General features: G+C 63.3%; 15 protein-coding genes. 5 read left to right on the top strand and 10 right to left on the bottom strand.

Going from position 1 to position 13,963, the window contains the following annotated elements:
* Nucleotides 1-62: 62 nt before the first annotated feature.
* Entirely contained in the window at nucleotides 63-614 is a 552-nt protein-coding gene (locus ACYCO6_RS13690) for a recombinase family protein (RefSeq protein WP_459772297.1), read from the bottom strand.
* Between the two features lie 167 nt (nucleotides 615-781).
* Here ACYCO6_RS13690 and ACYCO6_RS13685 point away from each other — a divergent pair, with 167 nt between their 5' ends.
* Entirely contained in the window at nucleotides 782-1,012 is a 231-nt protein-coding gene (locus tag ACYCO6_RS13685; RefSeq protein ID WP_331327277.1) for a DUF6429 family protein, read from the top strand.
* 21 nt (nucleotides 1,013-1,033) lie between these two features.
* Here the strand turns inward: ACYCO6_RS13685 and tnpC are convergent, their stop codons facing one another.
* The 4 genes from tnpC to ACYCO6_RS13665 all read right to left on the bottom strand — a co-directional run bounded on the left by tnpC (nucleotide 1,034) and on the right by ACYCO6_RS13665 (nucleotide 3,939).
* Complete coding sequence (gene tnpC, locus ACYCO6_RS13680; RefSeq protein WP_459764270.1) at nucleotides 1,034-2,554, bottom strand: IS66 family transposase; 1,521 nt, start codon at nucleotides 2,552-2,554, stop codon at nucleotides 1,034-1,036.
* Nucleotides 2,555-2,622: 68 nt separating this feature from the next.
* Nucleotides 2,623-2,979, bottom strand: coding sequence for an IS66 family insertion sequence element accessory protein TnpB (gene tnpB, locus ACYCO6_RS13675; protein ID WP_042671684.1), 357 nt, complete (start codon nucleotides 2,977-2,979; stop codon nucleotides 2,623-2,625).
* Nucleotides 2,976-3,380, bottom strand: coding sequence for an IS66-like element accessory protein TnpA (tnpA, locus tag ACYCO6_RS13670; RefSeq protein WP_459764273.1), 405 nt, complete (start codon nucleotides 3,378-3,380; stop codon nucleotides 2,976-2,978). Before tnpA ends, tnpB begins: the two co-directional genes overlap by 4 nt.
* 148 nt (nucleotides 3,381-3,528) lie before the next feature.
* On the bottom strand, nucleotides 3,529-3,939 hold the full coding sequence (locus ACYCO6_RS13665) for a hypothetical protein (RefSeq protein WP_459772296.1): 411 nt from the start codon (nucleotides 3,937-3,939) through the stop codon (nucleotides 3,529-3,531).
* A 291-nt stretch (nucleotides 3,940-4,230) separates the two neighbouring features.
* On the opposite strand from ACYCO6_RS13665, the gene ACYCO6_RS13660 reads away from it, so the two are divergent.
* On the top strand, nucleotides 4,231-4,725 hold the full coding sequence (locus ACYCO6_RS13660) for a hypothetical protein (RefSeq protein ID WP_459772295.1): 495 nt from the start codon (nucleotides 4,231-4,233) through the stop codon (nucleotides 4,723-4,725).
* A gap of 113 nt (nucleotides 4,726-4,838) precedes the next feature.
* On the top strand, nucleotides 4,839-5,063 hold the full coding sequence (locus ACYCO6_RS13655; protein WP_459772294.1) for a hypothetical protein: 225 nt from the start codon (nucleotides 4,839-4,841) through the stop codon (nucleotides 5,061-5,063).
* Nucleotides 5,064-5,068: 5 nt separating this feature from the next.
* Here ACYCO6_RS13655 and ACYCO6_RS13650 read toward each other — a convergent pair whose 3' ends face one another.
* From ACYCO6_RS13650 to ACYCO6_RS13640, 3 genes are all read right to left on the bottom strand, one after another.
* Nucleotides 5,069-6,004, bottom strand: a complete 936-nt coding sequence (locus ACYCO6_RS13650; RefSeq protein ID WP_459772293.1) for an ADP-ribosylglycohydrolase family protein — start codon at nucleotides 6,002-6,004, stop codon at nucleotides 5,069-5,071.
* A 127-nt stretch (nucleotides 6,005-6,131) separates the two neighbouring features.
* Nucleotides 6,132-7,130: an ABC transporter substrate-binding protein gene (locus ACYCO6_RS13645; RefSeq protein ID WP_459772292.1), complete on the bottom strand. Its 999-nt coding sequence runs from the start codon at nucleotides 7,128-7,130 to the stop codon at nucleotides 6,132-6,134.
* 44 nt (nucleotides 7,131-7,174) lie between these two features.
* Entirely contained in the window at nucleotides 7,175-7,801 is a 627-nt protein-coding gene (locus ACYCO6_RS13640) for a cyclin-dependent kinase inhibitor 3 family protein (RefSeq protein WP_459772291.1), read from the bottom strand.
* Between the two features lie 666 nt (nucleotides 7,802-8,467).
* Here ACYCO6_RS13640 and ACYCO6_RS13635 point away from each other — a divergent pair.
* Nucleotides 8,468-9,295: an EscU/YscU/HrcU family type III secretion system export apparatus switch protein gene (locus ACYCO6_RS13635; protein ID WP_459772290.1), complete on the top strand. Its 828-nt coding sequence runs from the start codon at nucleotides 8,468-8,470 to the stop codon at nucleotides 9,293-9,295.
* Between the two features lie 97 nt (nucleotides 9,296-9,392).
* Here the strand turns inward: ACYCO6_RS13635 and ACYCO6_RS13630 are convergent, their stop codons facing one another.
* Nucleotides 9,393-11,549, bottom strand: a complete 2,157-nt coding sequence (locus ACYCO6_RS13630) for a malate synthase G (protein ID WP_459772289.1) — start codon at nucleotides 11,547-11,549, stop codon at nucleotides 9,393-9,395.
* A gap of 145 nt (nucleotides 11,550-11,694) precedes the next feature.
* Between ACYCO6_RS13630 and ACYCO6_RS13625 the strand changes: the two genes are divergently transcribed.
* Entirely contained in the window at nucleotides 11,695-12,594 is a 900-nt protein-coding gene (locus ACYCO6_RS13625; protein ID WP_459772288.1) for a LysR family transcriptional regulator, read from the top strand.
* 313 nt (nucleotides 12,595-12,907) lie between these two features.
* Here the strand turns inward: ACYCO6_RS13625 and ACYCO6_RS13620 are convergent, their stop codons facing one another.
* Complete coding sequence (locus ACYCO6_RS13620) at nucleotides 12,908-13,708, bottom strand: class II aldolase/adducin family protein (RefSeq protein ID WP_459772287.1); 801 nt, start codon at nucleotides 13,706-13,708, stop codon at nucleotides 12,908-12,910.
* Nucleotides 13,709-13,963: the final 255 nt, after the last annotated feature.

The raw sequence follows: 13,963 nt of genomic DNA, 5'->3' as shown, positions 1-13,963 counted from the left end.
ATCGGCCATCAGCCAATGGCAACTCCCCACCCGTTACGGGCCCAACCTGTGCCGCGTCAGGCTCAGACGGCCGATTGCTCGATGATGCGGTATACCTGCATCCTTGAGCAGCCCAAGGTTCGCGCAATCGCGGCTGGACCGACGCCTTCCGCTCTCATTACCATGACCTTCTCACGGTCAAGGCGCCGCGTTCCACCCTTGTAGACGCCTTTGGCTTTGGCGGAAGCGATACCCTCACGCTGCCTCTCTAGGATGAAGCGCCGTTCCATCTCAGCTACCATCCCGAGGACCGTGAGGACGATGCGCCCCGTCTCGCCTCTGGTCGTGACGTAGGGGTCCAAAATGGTCAGATAGGCGCCACGCTGGTCGAGTTCGTGCAAGACGTTCAGAACGTCCCTGGTGTCGCGCCCTAGTCGGTCAGCACGAACGCAAACGATTTCGTCTCCCTCGCGGACGAAATCGAGAATGGCCGCCAACTCGGGACGACCCTCTCGTGACGCTCCAGACACCTTTTCTGAGCGGATGGGCTGACACCCCTCCGCTCGTAGCCGCTCAATCTGTAAGTCGAGGCGTTGGTCCTCCGAACTGCAGCGCGCGTACCCGATTTTTGCCACGTGTAACCTCAGGCTCTAGACCTAAGGTCGTAGCGTAACATCGGCCAAAAATCAACCCTGATGTTACTGGTACGACATGCCCGAATGTGACGTCACCTGAGCGCGTACTCTGTAACCGATCGGCTGGGACCACGCCCGGTCTGAGCGCGGCGTGCTAATCTGCTCGGATGGCGGTCGACGAGGAGCGCATCGACGAGGCGGTGCTCGCCCTTCTGTGGCTGACGCTCCACGACGGGCGTCGGGCCTGGAAGGGCTTCGACTGGGCCGTGCTTGGCCGTCTCCACGCCAAGGGGCTCATCGCCGATCCGGTCGGACGCGCCAAGTCGGTGGTGCTGACCGACGAGGGACTGCGCCAATCCGAGGCGCTGTTTCGGACCCTGTTCACGCGGCCCGACTGACGCGCCTGGGCTGCAGCGTTCTCAGGCGACCGCTTGGAGCGTGGGTGTGCTCGGGTAGGCCCAGGGCAGAAGCTCGTCGAGGCGCCGCTGCGGATGGCCGTCGACGATGCGGGTGATGACGTCGGCCAGGTAGGCCTGCGGCTCGACTTCGATGAGCTTGCAGGTCTCGACCAACGAGGCGATCACCGCCCAGTGCTCGCCCCCGCCGTCCGAACCAGCAAATAGGGCATTCTTCCGATTCAAGGTCAGAGGCCGGATTGCGCGCTCGACGGTGTTGGAGTCGATCTCCACACGCCCGTCGTCGAGGAACAGGCTCAGCCCCGCCCAGCGGCTCAGGGCGTAGCGGATCGCATCCGCCAAGTTGCTCTTGCGGCTCAGGAGGCCGAGCTTCTCCCGCAGCCACGCCTCCAGCGCCTCGACCACGGGCCGGCTTCGTTCCTGCCGGGCCGCCCGTCGCTCCTCGGCCGAGCGCCCGCGGATCTCGGCCTCGATCCGGTAGAGCGCGGCGATGCGCGACAGCGCCTCCGTCGCGATCGGTGAGGCGGCGGCGAGATCATAGAATTGCCGACGCACATGGCTCCAGCAGTAGGCCAGCCGCACCGCGCCGCCCTTGGCCAAGCTCTCGTAGGCCGCGTAGCCGTCGACCTGGAGCACGCCTGCAAACCCGCAGAGATGCGCGATCGGTCGTCCAGCCTTGCGGTCGGGGGCGTAGACGTAGGCGACGCCGGGCGGATCGGTCCCGCCCCAGGGCCGGTCGTCGCGCGCATACGCCCAGAGCTGGCCGGTCTTGGTGCGGCCGCGGCCCGGATCGAGCACCGGTGCCGTGGTCTCGTCGGCAAACAGCTTGCCCGAGCGCTTGAGCGTCTCCAGGAGCCGCTCGTGCACGGGCCGGAGCAGGAAGGCGGCGCGCCCGACCCAGTCGGCCAGCGTCGAGCGGTCGAGGCTGACGCCCTGGCGGGCGAAGATCTGCGCCTGTCGATACAGCGGCAGGTGGTCGGCGTATTTGGAGACGAGCACCTGCGCGACGAGAGCGTCGGTCGGCAGGCCGCCCTCGATCAGCCGCGCCGGTGCCGGGGCCTGCACGACCGCGTCCCCGCAGGCGCGGCAGGCGTAGCGCGGGCGGCGGATCACCAGCACCCGGAACTGCGTCGGCACCACGTCGAGGCGCTCGGATACATCCTCACCGATCCGGTGCAGGGCACCCGCGCAGCACGGGCAGGCGAGGCTGTCGACGTCGACCACGCACTCGACCCGCGGCAGGTGGGCGGGCAGTGCCCCACGGTTCGTGCGCCGCTTGACCCTCTGGGCCTCCTTGGCGGGCTCCGTTTCCTCGGCGGCAAAGCCCGCGGCCTCGACCTGCTCGGCCTCCTCCAGCCCGAGCAGGAGCTGATCCTCCGGCAGGCTCTCGGCGCGGCGGCCGAAGCGGTGGCGCTGCATGGCCAGGATGATCTGGCGCAGCCGCTCGTTCTCGGCGCGCTCCTCGGCGAGCAGCGCCTTGAGCGTCTCGGGATCGTCGGACGAGGGCGAAGCAGGCGCGGCCACGAAGCGGATGAGAGCAGATCCGCCAGTGACTTACTACCGCGATTAAGCCTGTCCGCCAGTCTTTTTGCTCAGCCGGCAACCGCCGGCACGCCCACGGCACGAGCCGCATGGACGCGCTTCCAGTCCAAGCCTTCGACGAGCGCCGCGAGCTGCGCCGCGCTCAGCCGAACCACGCCGTCCTCGATCTTCGGCCAACAGAACTGGCCAGCCTCCAAACGCTTGGTCGCGAGGACCAGCCCGCTTCCATCCCAGACCAGGAGCTTCACCCGGTCGGCGCGTTTTGACCGGAACACGTAGACCGTGCCGGAGAACGGATCCGCGCCCATCGCGTCGCGCACCAGAGCGGCCAGCCCGTCCATGCCCTTGCGGAAGTCCACCGGCCGTGTGGCCAGCATCACGCGCACCGCGCCGGAGGGCCCGATCATAGGGGAGCCTTCAGCGCCCGGATCACCGCGGCGATCTGAGCCGCGCTCGCGCCCTGAGCGATGCGGACCGTGGCGCCTGCGATCTCAACTTCGATGCCGTGACAGCCGCGTTGCTCACGCAGCCCGGAGCCCGTCTGCGCAGACACCGGCTCCTGCGGGCCCACACTCAGGACGGCCGGCACGAACCGTACTGTGCGGTCGTCGTGCCTCCCAGCCTGACGCGCCAAGCGCCGCCACGTGAACAGCTGCGAGGCGCTCAGTCCGTGTCGGCGTGCCACCGCGCTGATCGAGGTGCCCGGCCCATCACTCTCGGCGACGATGGCGGCCTTTTCCTCATCCGACCACGTCCGCCGCCGGCCGGCCCCGGTAAACAGCTCCAGGCGCCGGATCGGCTCCGACATAGCCATACGCCCTGGCATCGACATGTGACGGAGCTCCCATTCCGCTCCGTATGTCGCCTTCACACCGCTTGCCGGAAGGTGCCGCCCAGACAGCGCTTACCGTACTCTGATGATACCTTCTTACCTTTGATACCGCGCAATGTCGCCGTTATTTTATCTTTTCGCACTTTCCTTCCATTACATATTTGTCTTCGAAAAGCGTAGCGGCGGAGAAACTATTGTCACCAAATAGGTTGAACATTGTTCTTGCGCCGGAGAACAGATACGTATCATCCGACTCTGAATACTTCGGTATAAAGCTTGAATTGCTTTCGAATTTATATTTGCGGTACGTCATGCCTTTGCAGTCGACTTTCAGTGGGCTATTGGGGTCACATGCAAAAAAGGAATATGTTTTGGATATTTCGAAAAAAAACTTGTCTTGGGCTGGTCGTATTCTGCCAACAAACGGCGGCCTCGTTTCGTCCGTCTTGTCGTCTTTTTCGTAGTACTGTATGCCAGCGGCATTAGATATATAACAAAAGTATTTGCCGAGCCTGCTTTCTTCATCCTTACGCACGCAAGTCTCGTATTCGGCTTTTTGCTCGGGTGTAGGAGATAGCGAACGTTTCATTATGCAGTCAAATGACGCGCATAAACTTGGATTGATGTACGATGACGCAAGTAGAAAACCTATTAGAATCGTTGAGGGACGCACGTGCAGCATTCCTAGTACCGTCGATATGGCGAAGCTTACCTCATTCGCACCCTGTGGAACAACCTAACGGCTCGCGTCTGCATGTGGCGCCGGGTAACGAACCCGATAGTCCGTTGCACCGAATTGTGAGCCAATTTGTGCTATAATGGTAGGATGTACCGCCACACCGTCGTAGCTCGCTTGAAGAACGGTTCCCCCGAGCTTCCGTTAGACCCCACCATCTCCCTTCCGGCGGCACTGACCCAATGTGAGCAGTTATGGAAAGAGCGGGGTGGGCGCACGTCATGGCCTAGAGAGCAGTGGAGCTTCGTCAGAAAGGTCATAGAGCCGCTGCTATACGCGACAATCGACCCTGAGGATGTGCATTACGCGGGTGGCCTGCTGAACGCGCGAGGAACCATCCGGTCGCAGTCAGTTGAACTGTCCTCCGTCAGTTTCAAGAATGGTCCGTTACCTACCATCTCGTGCTATGCCCAATTCGAGATGACGTTCGACCGTGAGTTCGATGACGTGGCTGGATTCTACGACTGGCAGGAACAGACGGATTGGCTGGATTGGGGAACAAACTTTGGATGGCGGTTAGAAGATGGGAGCGAATACGATGCCGCTTATGATAATGTCGGAATCGAACTCGAAATCATCCAGTGACAAGCTTAGTTTCCCATTTGTCCCAGCGAAGGCTTCATAATATTTGCCCCTTTGGGTCTTGTAAAAAAAGGTTCCAGTGGCGATTTTAGTTCCTGTTGAATAGGAGGTCCGCCATGCCACGGTATAAACGGTTCGGGCGCGGAATCCCTATGCCTTCTACTGCTGCCATCAAGCACGAACTCAGGATGATGGCGGCAACTGATGTTCTGGCTAAAGCACTTCACGACGAACAATGCGGTCCAGAGGAAATGTCTCAAATCATCAGTGATATCGGGGACAAATACGAGATTCCATCCGAGACGGTGAGCGGCCTAAAGAAACGCTTCGCAGCGGAATAGGGCTGCTAAAGCTGGCGTTTTTGGTGGCTGAGAAACCTCATGCCAGACTGGCCAAATAACTGTTCGGCAATTGCGACCAGGCGTTCATTCCACGCGAGGCGATTGAACCATTCCTCGGGGATGGCCGAGACACCGTAAGCCGCTCCCGCTATCTGCCCGGTCACAGCGCCTACCGTGTCGGCATCGTCCCCAAGGTTCACGGCGAGTAGCACGGCGTCACTGAAACTGGTCGTCTCCGTTACGCACCAGAACGCAGCCTCCAGCGTATGGAGCACGTAGCCGGACGAATGAATTTCCGACCGTGCTTTCCCCCTCCATGAGCCGTCCATCACACGCTGCACACCATCGCTGAAGGGTCCTAATTCTGCGCTGAGAACGTCCGTCAGAGGCTTTCCCCCTATAAGCGCAGCCAGGACCGCCGATAGCGCCTCACAGCCATCCACGGCCTCGCTAGCGCCATGGGTCGTGTAGCTCTGGCGTCGGCTCACGTTCCTTAGCGTCTCAGGGCTGTTCCAGTAGCGAAGAACCGTAGGGGCGAGCCTCATTATCGAGCCATTTCCGCCGGTCCTGGCATCCGTAGGTCCGGCTATCGGGTCATCCGTCCGTCGGAAGTGCTCCAGCGAGTTCCTTGTTGTGATGCCGATGTCGAAGCATGAGCCGGTGCAGGAGTTCTCGCCCTCCAGATACCACCGGCAGAACCGTTCCATCAGGTCTCGCTCATCCAGGCCGTCACAGGCAATGAGCGAGTCGGCCAGACAAAGAGCCATAGAGGTGTCATCCGTCCACTGCCCCGGCTTGAGGTCGAACGGTCCTCCGCCAACGATGTCATAGACGGGCGGCTTCGTGTCCCGTCTCTGAAACTCAAGGGTGGTGCCGAGAGCGTCGCCTACAGCCAAGCCGATGAAGGCACCAAGGGCACGGTCGCGAATAGCCTCAGACATCCAGCGCCCCTTGACCAATAACGTAGGCTTCCTGCTGATACATCTCCTCAATGGATAACAAGTGTTTATAGTGCGAGCGTGGAATCCTTTGCTGCTCAACCTAGTCAGAATGTGTTACGAAAAACTACTAGTCCAGTACCTCATCGGCCCTAGCCAGCAATTCAGCGGGTATTTTGACCCTAATATCATCGGCGGTTTTCAAATTTATTATTAAGCGAAGACGAAACGGCTGATAGAACGGCATTTCCGCGACACTCATGCCCGCAAGTGCCTCTGATGTTTGTCTCGCAAGCTGAATCCATAAATTCGGCAAGTCAACATCGTGTGCGATTAGGCCCCCTACATCAACATACTCCCTTACAGGGTAAATAGATGCAAGTCTGTGCTCGTTAGACAAACGGACAACAAGCTCCTTATTGGAAAGATTCTCGAGCGATGTGCTTACAATGCAAGCCTGTGCTGTTCTCGCCGCCTCGGAGAACGCAGCTTGATACTGCGGCTCTCTGTGAGGGCTTTCAACTGGTGGTCCGACCATCGTGCATCCACTTTGTTCAATAGCTTCTCTGATGCTTGCAATGGCGGGGCTTTCCCATAAACTCCGTGCAGAAAGAACAAATATCTGCTTTGTATCCGGGATTATTTCTTTTAGATACTCAACTCGCTTCTTCCAGATATCTAAACTTGGATTGACCATGACACCGCTGACGTTGCCGCCAGGATGCGATATTGAACTCGCGACTCGGTAAGCAACGGGGTCCGTCATAAAGCTCAGAATAGGAATGGTGCTCGTCAGTCTTGAAAGAATGAGGACGATTCTATCGGAACTTGAAATGATAACGTCAGGATTGCTTTCGACAGCTTCTTTTGAGATAAGCTCATACTTGTCTGCTACACCCTCTGCGCTGAAACGAGAAACGGAAAGATTTTTCCCCTCAACATAGCCGCGTTTCTCGAGTTCTTCGAAAAACCCTCTAAAATATATCTGCCCGCCCTTAGTCATTTGCGTCAGGGCGCGGGATGGGTGAACCAACGCGATACGGTATGTCTTTTCTGCTGCTTTCGCCTGATTGTGCTTAAAGAGGAATGCCATACCTGCGGTGAGAGACAGAACTTGGCGGCGTTGCATCCGTCCCTCTCCGAGTCGGGTATGTTCGCGGAGAACAGACCATCTCACGCCCCCGAGTCAAATCCATGCCCGAGAATATAGGCTTCCTGTTCGCACGTCTCGATGGCTCCGGGCCTGACGCTCCGAACTCGTTCAATCGCGGTAGAAGCATCTTCGCCCATCATCACCAGGAGCTTGGCCGCCAGCATACCCGCGCGACCGAGACCTCCACGGCAATGGACCACGACCGACTCACCCCTGCGTAACTGTTCCACGAGCCGACATCCTATCGTCCGCCATGCTGCTTCGAAGGCCGGCCCTGGAACGGAAACGTCGGGGATAGGAGCATGAAGCCATACAAGGCCAGCGTCCCTCACAGCGTCAGGTAAGCCTCGCACGGATAGGAGGCCGAACTCATGCGGTTCAATGAGGGTCAGAACGGCAGAGGCTCCCCATTCTCGTATGACCTCTACGTCCGCTCTGAGGTCGCGGCCCCATGGCCCTCCGATTGATGACGGGTCTTTCTTTCCAGGGCACAGGGTTACGCCGATACGCGCCCCATTCTCGCCTAAAGCTAAAGTTGCGATGTGTAGAGGGTGCGTCTTAGATGTCCGAACTCGACGCTCTGATTGAGGAACGCTGTGCAATCCAAAAGCAGCGAACCCAACATGCCAAGTATCGTCCTGTGTCATCGCTCCCCCAGTGTTACCACCATATCACACCGGATGGCTGACTGAAACACCTTGAGCGTACCGTTTCACTACTTATGCACGCCACTTGGATTCGGTAGTATCCAATTTACTCAGCGCCATCGTCTGGCGGTCATCCTTTCTTCGGCCGAATCTAGCCTCTTCGGAGTTGTATAAACTGCATCAAGTATTTTCATTATAAAATCGAATAAGTTGTCTGCTTGCAGCTCAGTCAATGTCCCATCGTGAGCGCCGTTATTGCCGTCTTCTCGCGCGCAATTCGCCAACTATCCATGCGTTTGATGAGCGGTGATAGCGACGCACCGTTCTCACAGCTTGAGGGATAGAAAGGGCAGCATTCATCCACGACTCGCCACGGCTTCGGCCCGTTCCTGAATCGTCGATTGATGCTGGCTCCTACGGTTCGGCCCATACCGGTCCTATCGTCAGAGGAACGTTCGCGCACGCTACGGCTATGGTTCGGGGGCTGTCGTCCGGTCACAATCTGTCACACTGACCCTCAAAATCGGCCGTGTCTTCACCTTCCGTCCTATAGCCGCCTATGATAGATTGAGCCTGCCTAAGAGCCTGAAAGAAAGATGGTTTTTGGATTGTAGGGAGTGGTGGGATTATCGTCCGGTGAGCATGTAGGATGTCAGCCGGGATGCCATGCACCTCATCCACGCGCTCGCCATGGCGATGGGCCGGTTCCTGCTGCCGATCCTGGTGATCCTCCTCGTCGCTGGGGTTGCCGCCTCGATCTTTCAGAATGCGCCGCGCATCGTGTTCGACCGGATCCAGCCGCAATGGTCCCGCATCTCGCCCGCCAGCGGGTGGAAGAGGATTTTCAGCATACAAGGATTCATTGAGTTCGGAAAAAGCATTTTCAAGTTTGTGGCGATTGGCGCCATGTCCTACATGGTTTTGCGCGCAGATCGCCACGAGATCGTGAATGTCATGTTCGTGGATCCGATCGGTCTGCCCGAGTTCCTGCTGACGCTGTCGGTTCGCCTGGTCTCGGCGGTCAGCGTGGCGACCATCGCCCTGGTGGCAGGCGACTTGGTCTGGACGCGCCTGCGGTGGCAGCGCGACTTGCGGATGTCGCGCCAGGAGGTGAAGGACGAATTCAAGCAGCTCGAAGGCGACCCGCTGGTGAAGGCCAAGCTGCGCTCGCTGGCGCAGGATCGCCTGCGCAAACAGATGATGGCGGCCGTGCCGCGCGCCACCATGATCCTGGCCAACCCGACGCACTACGCCATCGCGCTGCGCTACGACCAGAGCGAGAACGATGCTCCGATGGTGCTGGCCAAAGGCAAGGATCTGATCGCTCTGCGCATCCGGGAGATCGCCGAGAAGCACCGGATCGAGATCGTGGTCGATAAGGCCCTGACCCGGGCGATGTACGACAATGTCGAGATCGACCAGGTCATCCCGGCGGAATTCTATCGGGCGGTAGCGAATCTCCTCGTCTACGTCATGACGCGGAAGCGGCGCTGAGGAGCCGTGAGGCCTCGCCGCCGACGCGTGCGTTCACGACCTGCCCGATGCCGGACCGACGCTTTCGGGCATCCGGGCACCGAGCAGGAGGTGTGCCTCACGCGGCGCGGCGCCCCAGCTCGCGCCGCTTGGCCTCGTGGCGGAATCGGTGGAGCACGAACTCCGTGTAGCCGTTCGGCTGGCGGGCGCCCTCGAAGATCAGTGCCTCCGCGGCCCGGAAGGCCGGACCGTCGAAGCCCGGGGCCATCGGCCGGTAGGCCGGGTCGCCCGCGTTCTGGCGGTCGACGATGGCCGCCATCCGCCGCAGGGCCTCTTCGACCTCCGCCCGGTCGACGATCCCGTGGCGCAGCCAGTTGGCGATGTGCTGGCTGGAGATCCGCAGGGTGGCGCGGTCCTCCATCAGCCCGACATCGTGGATGTCAGGCACCTTCGAGCAGCCGATGCCCTGGTCGATCCAGCGGACCACGTAGCCCAGGATCCCCTGGCAGTTGTTGTCGAGTTCCTCCCGCACCGCCTCCGGCGCGAAGGGACCCTCGGCGAGCGGCAGCGTCAGCATGGCGGCGCGGGTCGCGGGCGCCCGGCCCTGGAGCTCCGCTTGTCGGGTACGCACATCCGTCCGATGGTAATGGAGCGCGTGCAGCGTCGCGGCAGTGGGGGACGGCACCCAGGCGGTGTTGGCGCCGGCCTCCGGATGGGCTCCCTTCGCCTCCAGCATCGCGGCCATCCGGTCGGGGGCGGCCCACATGCCCTTGCCGATCTGTGCGTGGCCCGGCAGCCCGCAGGCGAGGCCGGCATCGACGTTGCCGTCTTCGTAGGCCTTGATCCAGGCGGTCGCCTTCATGGCGTCCTTGCGGACCACGGGGCCGGCCTCCAGGGAGGTGTGAATCTCGTCGCCGGTCCGGTCGAGGAAGCCGGTGTTGATGAAGAACAGCCGGTCCGATGCCGCCGCGATCGCCGCCTTGAGGTTCAGCGTCGTGCGCCGCTCCTCGTCCATCACGCCGATCTTGAGCGTCCGCGGCGCGAGGCCGACCAGCGCCTCGACCCGGCCGAACAGCTCCACCGCGAAGGCGACCTCCTCGGGGCCGTGGAGCTTCGGCTTGACCATGTAGACCGCGCCGGTCCGGCTGTTGCGCCGGGCGCCGTTCAGGTCGTGCAGGGCAATGAGCGCGGTCACTGCCGCGTCGAGGATCGTCTCGGGGATCTCGGCTCCGTCGAGGGTCACGGCGTCGGTGTACATGTGGTGGCCGACGTGCCGGACCAGCATCAGCGACCGCCCGTGCAGGGTCAGCCGGCCGCCGTCGGGGGCCGTGTAGGTGCGGTCCTCCGCAAGACGCCGCTCGACGGTGCGGCCGCCCTTGGACAGGTGGGCGACGAGGTCGCCGCGCATCAGACCGAGCCAGCTCCGGTAGACTGCGACCTTGTCGGCGCTGTCCACGGCCGCGACCGAATCCTCCATGTCCATGATGGTCGAGAGGGCGGCCTCCAGCACCACGTCGGCGATGCCGGCCGGGTCGGTGCGGCCGATCGGGCTCGCCTTGTCGATCACGATCTCGACGTGCAGGCCGTTGTGGCACAGCAGGAGCGCGGCCGGCGCCTGCGCGTCGCCGGTAAAGCCCGCAAGCTCCGCCGCGCCGGTCAGGCCGGCGCTCCGGCCGGCGCCGAGGTCGACGGCGAGCCGCCCGGCCGTCACGGCGAAGCCCACGGCATCGGCCCAGGAGCCGACGCTCAGCGGTGCGGTCGCATCGAGGAACGCCTTGGTCCGGGCGACCACCGCGGCGCCGCGGGCCGGGTTGAAGCCGGTGCCGGGGGCGAGGTCGCCGTCCTGCGGGATCGCGTCGGTGCCGTAGAGGGCGTCGTAGAGGCTGCCCCAGCGGGCATTGGCGGCGTTGAGCGCGTAGCGGGCGTTCGAGATCGGCACGACGAGCTGCGGGCCGGCGATTTCGGCGATCTCCGCGTCCACGTTCTCGGTGGTCACCCGCACCGCGTCGGGTTCCGGCTGCAGGTAGCCGATCTGGGTGAGGAAGGCCGCGTAAGCGGCCGGATCGTGCGGCTGACCGCGGTGGTCGCGGTGCCAGGAATCGATGTCGGCCTGGAGTCCATCGCGCCGGTCGAGGAGTGCCCGGTTGCGCGGCGCGAGATCGCGGACGATCGCCGCGAAGCCCGACCAGAACTGCTCCGCCGAGAGGCCGGTCCCGGGCAGAGCCTCCTCGGACAGGAAGGTGCGGAGGTCTTCAGCGACGACGAGACCCGACATGATGGCTCCTTAGAACTAGGACGGCGCCATCCGTCAGAAAAAATCGAACGGCGCGTGAAAATTTTTTGAGGTCACTCCGGGTAGACCGCTTGGCGCCGGCGAAAAAGACGGCAAAAGAGATTTGATTTTTTCCGCAGCGTTGAGAATGCACGACCAGAGCGACCTGGAGATCTTCGCCCGGGTGGTCCGCACCGGCAGTCTGACGCAGGCCGGGTCGGAGCTCGGCCTGTCGGTGGCGGTAGTCTCGAAGCGGCTGAAGCGGCTGGAGGAGCGGCTGGCGGTGCGCCTGCTGCACAGGACCACGCGGCGGGTCGCGCCGACGGATGTCGGCGAGGCGTTCTTCCAGCGCATCGGCCCGATCGTCGACGCCATCGCGGAGGCCGAGAGCCTCGTCTCGCAGACGGCGACCCGGGCCCGGGGGACCCTGCGGGTGACGGCGCCGAGCTCCTTCGGGCGCCTGCACATCGTGCCGCACCTGCGGGCCTTCTTCGCCCTGCATCCGGACCTCCTGCTGAACCTGGAGCTGAGCGACGATTTCGAGTCGATCGTCGAGCGCGGCTACGACCTCGCGATCCGGGTCGGCGCCCTGGAGAGTTCCGGCCTGACGGCGGTGCGCCTCGCCCCGGTGCGGCGGGTCCTCTGCGCGCGGCCGAGCTACCTCGACGCGGCGGGGCGCCCGGAGACCCTCGACGACCTGCGCGGCCATGTCTGCCTGGCCACCGAGAACCAGAACCCCTGGCGGCTGGTCGGGCCGGAGGGACCCTGCACGGTCAACGCGTCCGGCCCCCTGCGCACGCACTCCAACGAAGTGGTGCGCGAGGCGGTGATCGGCGGCCTCGGGATCGCGCTCCGCTCCACCTGGGACGTGCACGCGGAGCTGCGCGGCGGCCTGCTGGAGGTGGTCCTGCCCGCCTACACGGCCGCGGCTTCGGCGGGCATCTTTGCGGTCTATCCGAGCCGGGCCTTCGTGCCGGCCAAGACCCGGGCGTTCATCGCGTTCCTGAAGCAGGTGTACCGGTCGAGCGGAGCCTGGACGGAAGGGTGAGCGAGAGGTCCGGCTTTCACCGTGCGCGGGCCGTCGTGCTCACGCGGCTGGGGCGCGACGCCTCCCATGGCCATGTGGGAGAGGATTGGTCGCACCCGCTTGGACAGGCAGGTGAGGGATCTCCCACGCTCTCCCTCATCCTTCGAGGCCGGGCGATCAGAGATCGCCCGGCCTCGAAGGAGCCCTCCAGGGACCGCAGTACCTTCTGGAGGCCTCCTTCGAGGTCCGTTGGCGCGGGCACCTCAGGATGAGGTCGAGGGTTGGAGCGAGCCCGCCGGCTTGAGGTCTGCTGCGACGCGCCCGACTGAAACCCTCAACCCTGCGCGAAGTCCGGATCGGTCCGCGCCAGCATCCGCTTGAACGCCGCCCACTCGCTGTCGGGCGCTCCCTGGACCGCCACGCGGTCGTAGCCGGCGGCGTATTGCCCGGCGGTCTTGGCGGCGATCGCGGCCGAGGGCCGGATCACCGGCGCGCCCGCGGCCTGGATCGCCAGCTGCGCCCGGCACGAGCGCTCCATGTTGTGCATCAGCCTGAAGGCCTCGCCCACCGTGCGCCCGCAGGTCAGCAGGCCGTGGTTGCGCAGGACCATGACGGGCTTGTCGCCGAGGTCGGCCACGAGCCGCTGACGCTCGTCCAAGTCGAGGGCGATGCCCTCGTAGGCGTGGTAGGCGACGCGTTCCGTGAACTGCATCGACCACTGGTTCAGGGGCAGCAGCCCCTCCTCCTGGCAGGAGACCGCCACGCCGGCCACCGTGTGGGTGTGCAGCACGCAGATCGCGTCATGGCGGGCGGCGTGGATGGCGCTGTGGATCGTGAACCCGGCCGGGTTGATGCCCAGCCCCATCGGATCCTCGACCACGCGCCCGTCGATATCGACGGTGACGAGGTTGTCGGGCGTCACCTCCTCGAAGCGCATCCCGTAGGGATTGATCAGGAACCGGTGCCCGCCCCCCGGCAGCCGCGCCGAGATGTGGGTGTAGATGCTGTCGTCGAGACCCAGCCGGTGGATCAGCCGGTAGGCGGCCGCGAGGTCGACGCGCATCGCCCGAATCTCGGCCTGATCGGCGGGGTCCGCGTCCCGGTCGGCGACGATCGAGTGTGTGGCTGCGCTCATGCGGTGGCTCCTTGCCGGTCGGCCGAGTCGGCCCTCCGGGATCGCCACCCGGCACAGGCGGTCCCGTGATCCGGGGGACACGGAGTGGAACGCGGCGAAGACCCATGCCCGGACCCGTCCGCAGGGTGCACCGCGAGCGGTAATTCGGCAATGCGCCGAGTTGCGCCGTGCGCAACAGCGGCACCGCCGTCGTTGCGCACGGCGCGAAACGATCCAGGCCGCGCCGCCCTGTAGCGCTGCGCGGCCCTCCCGGTG

This window comes from Methylobacterium sp. CM6257 (assembly GCF_054611515.1).
The sequence above is the reverse complement of the archived record's forward strand: the minus strand, read 5'-3'. Positions and strand labels throughout refer to the sequence as shown.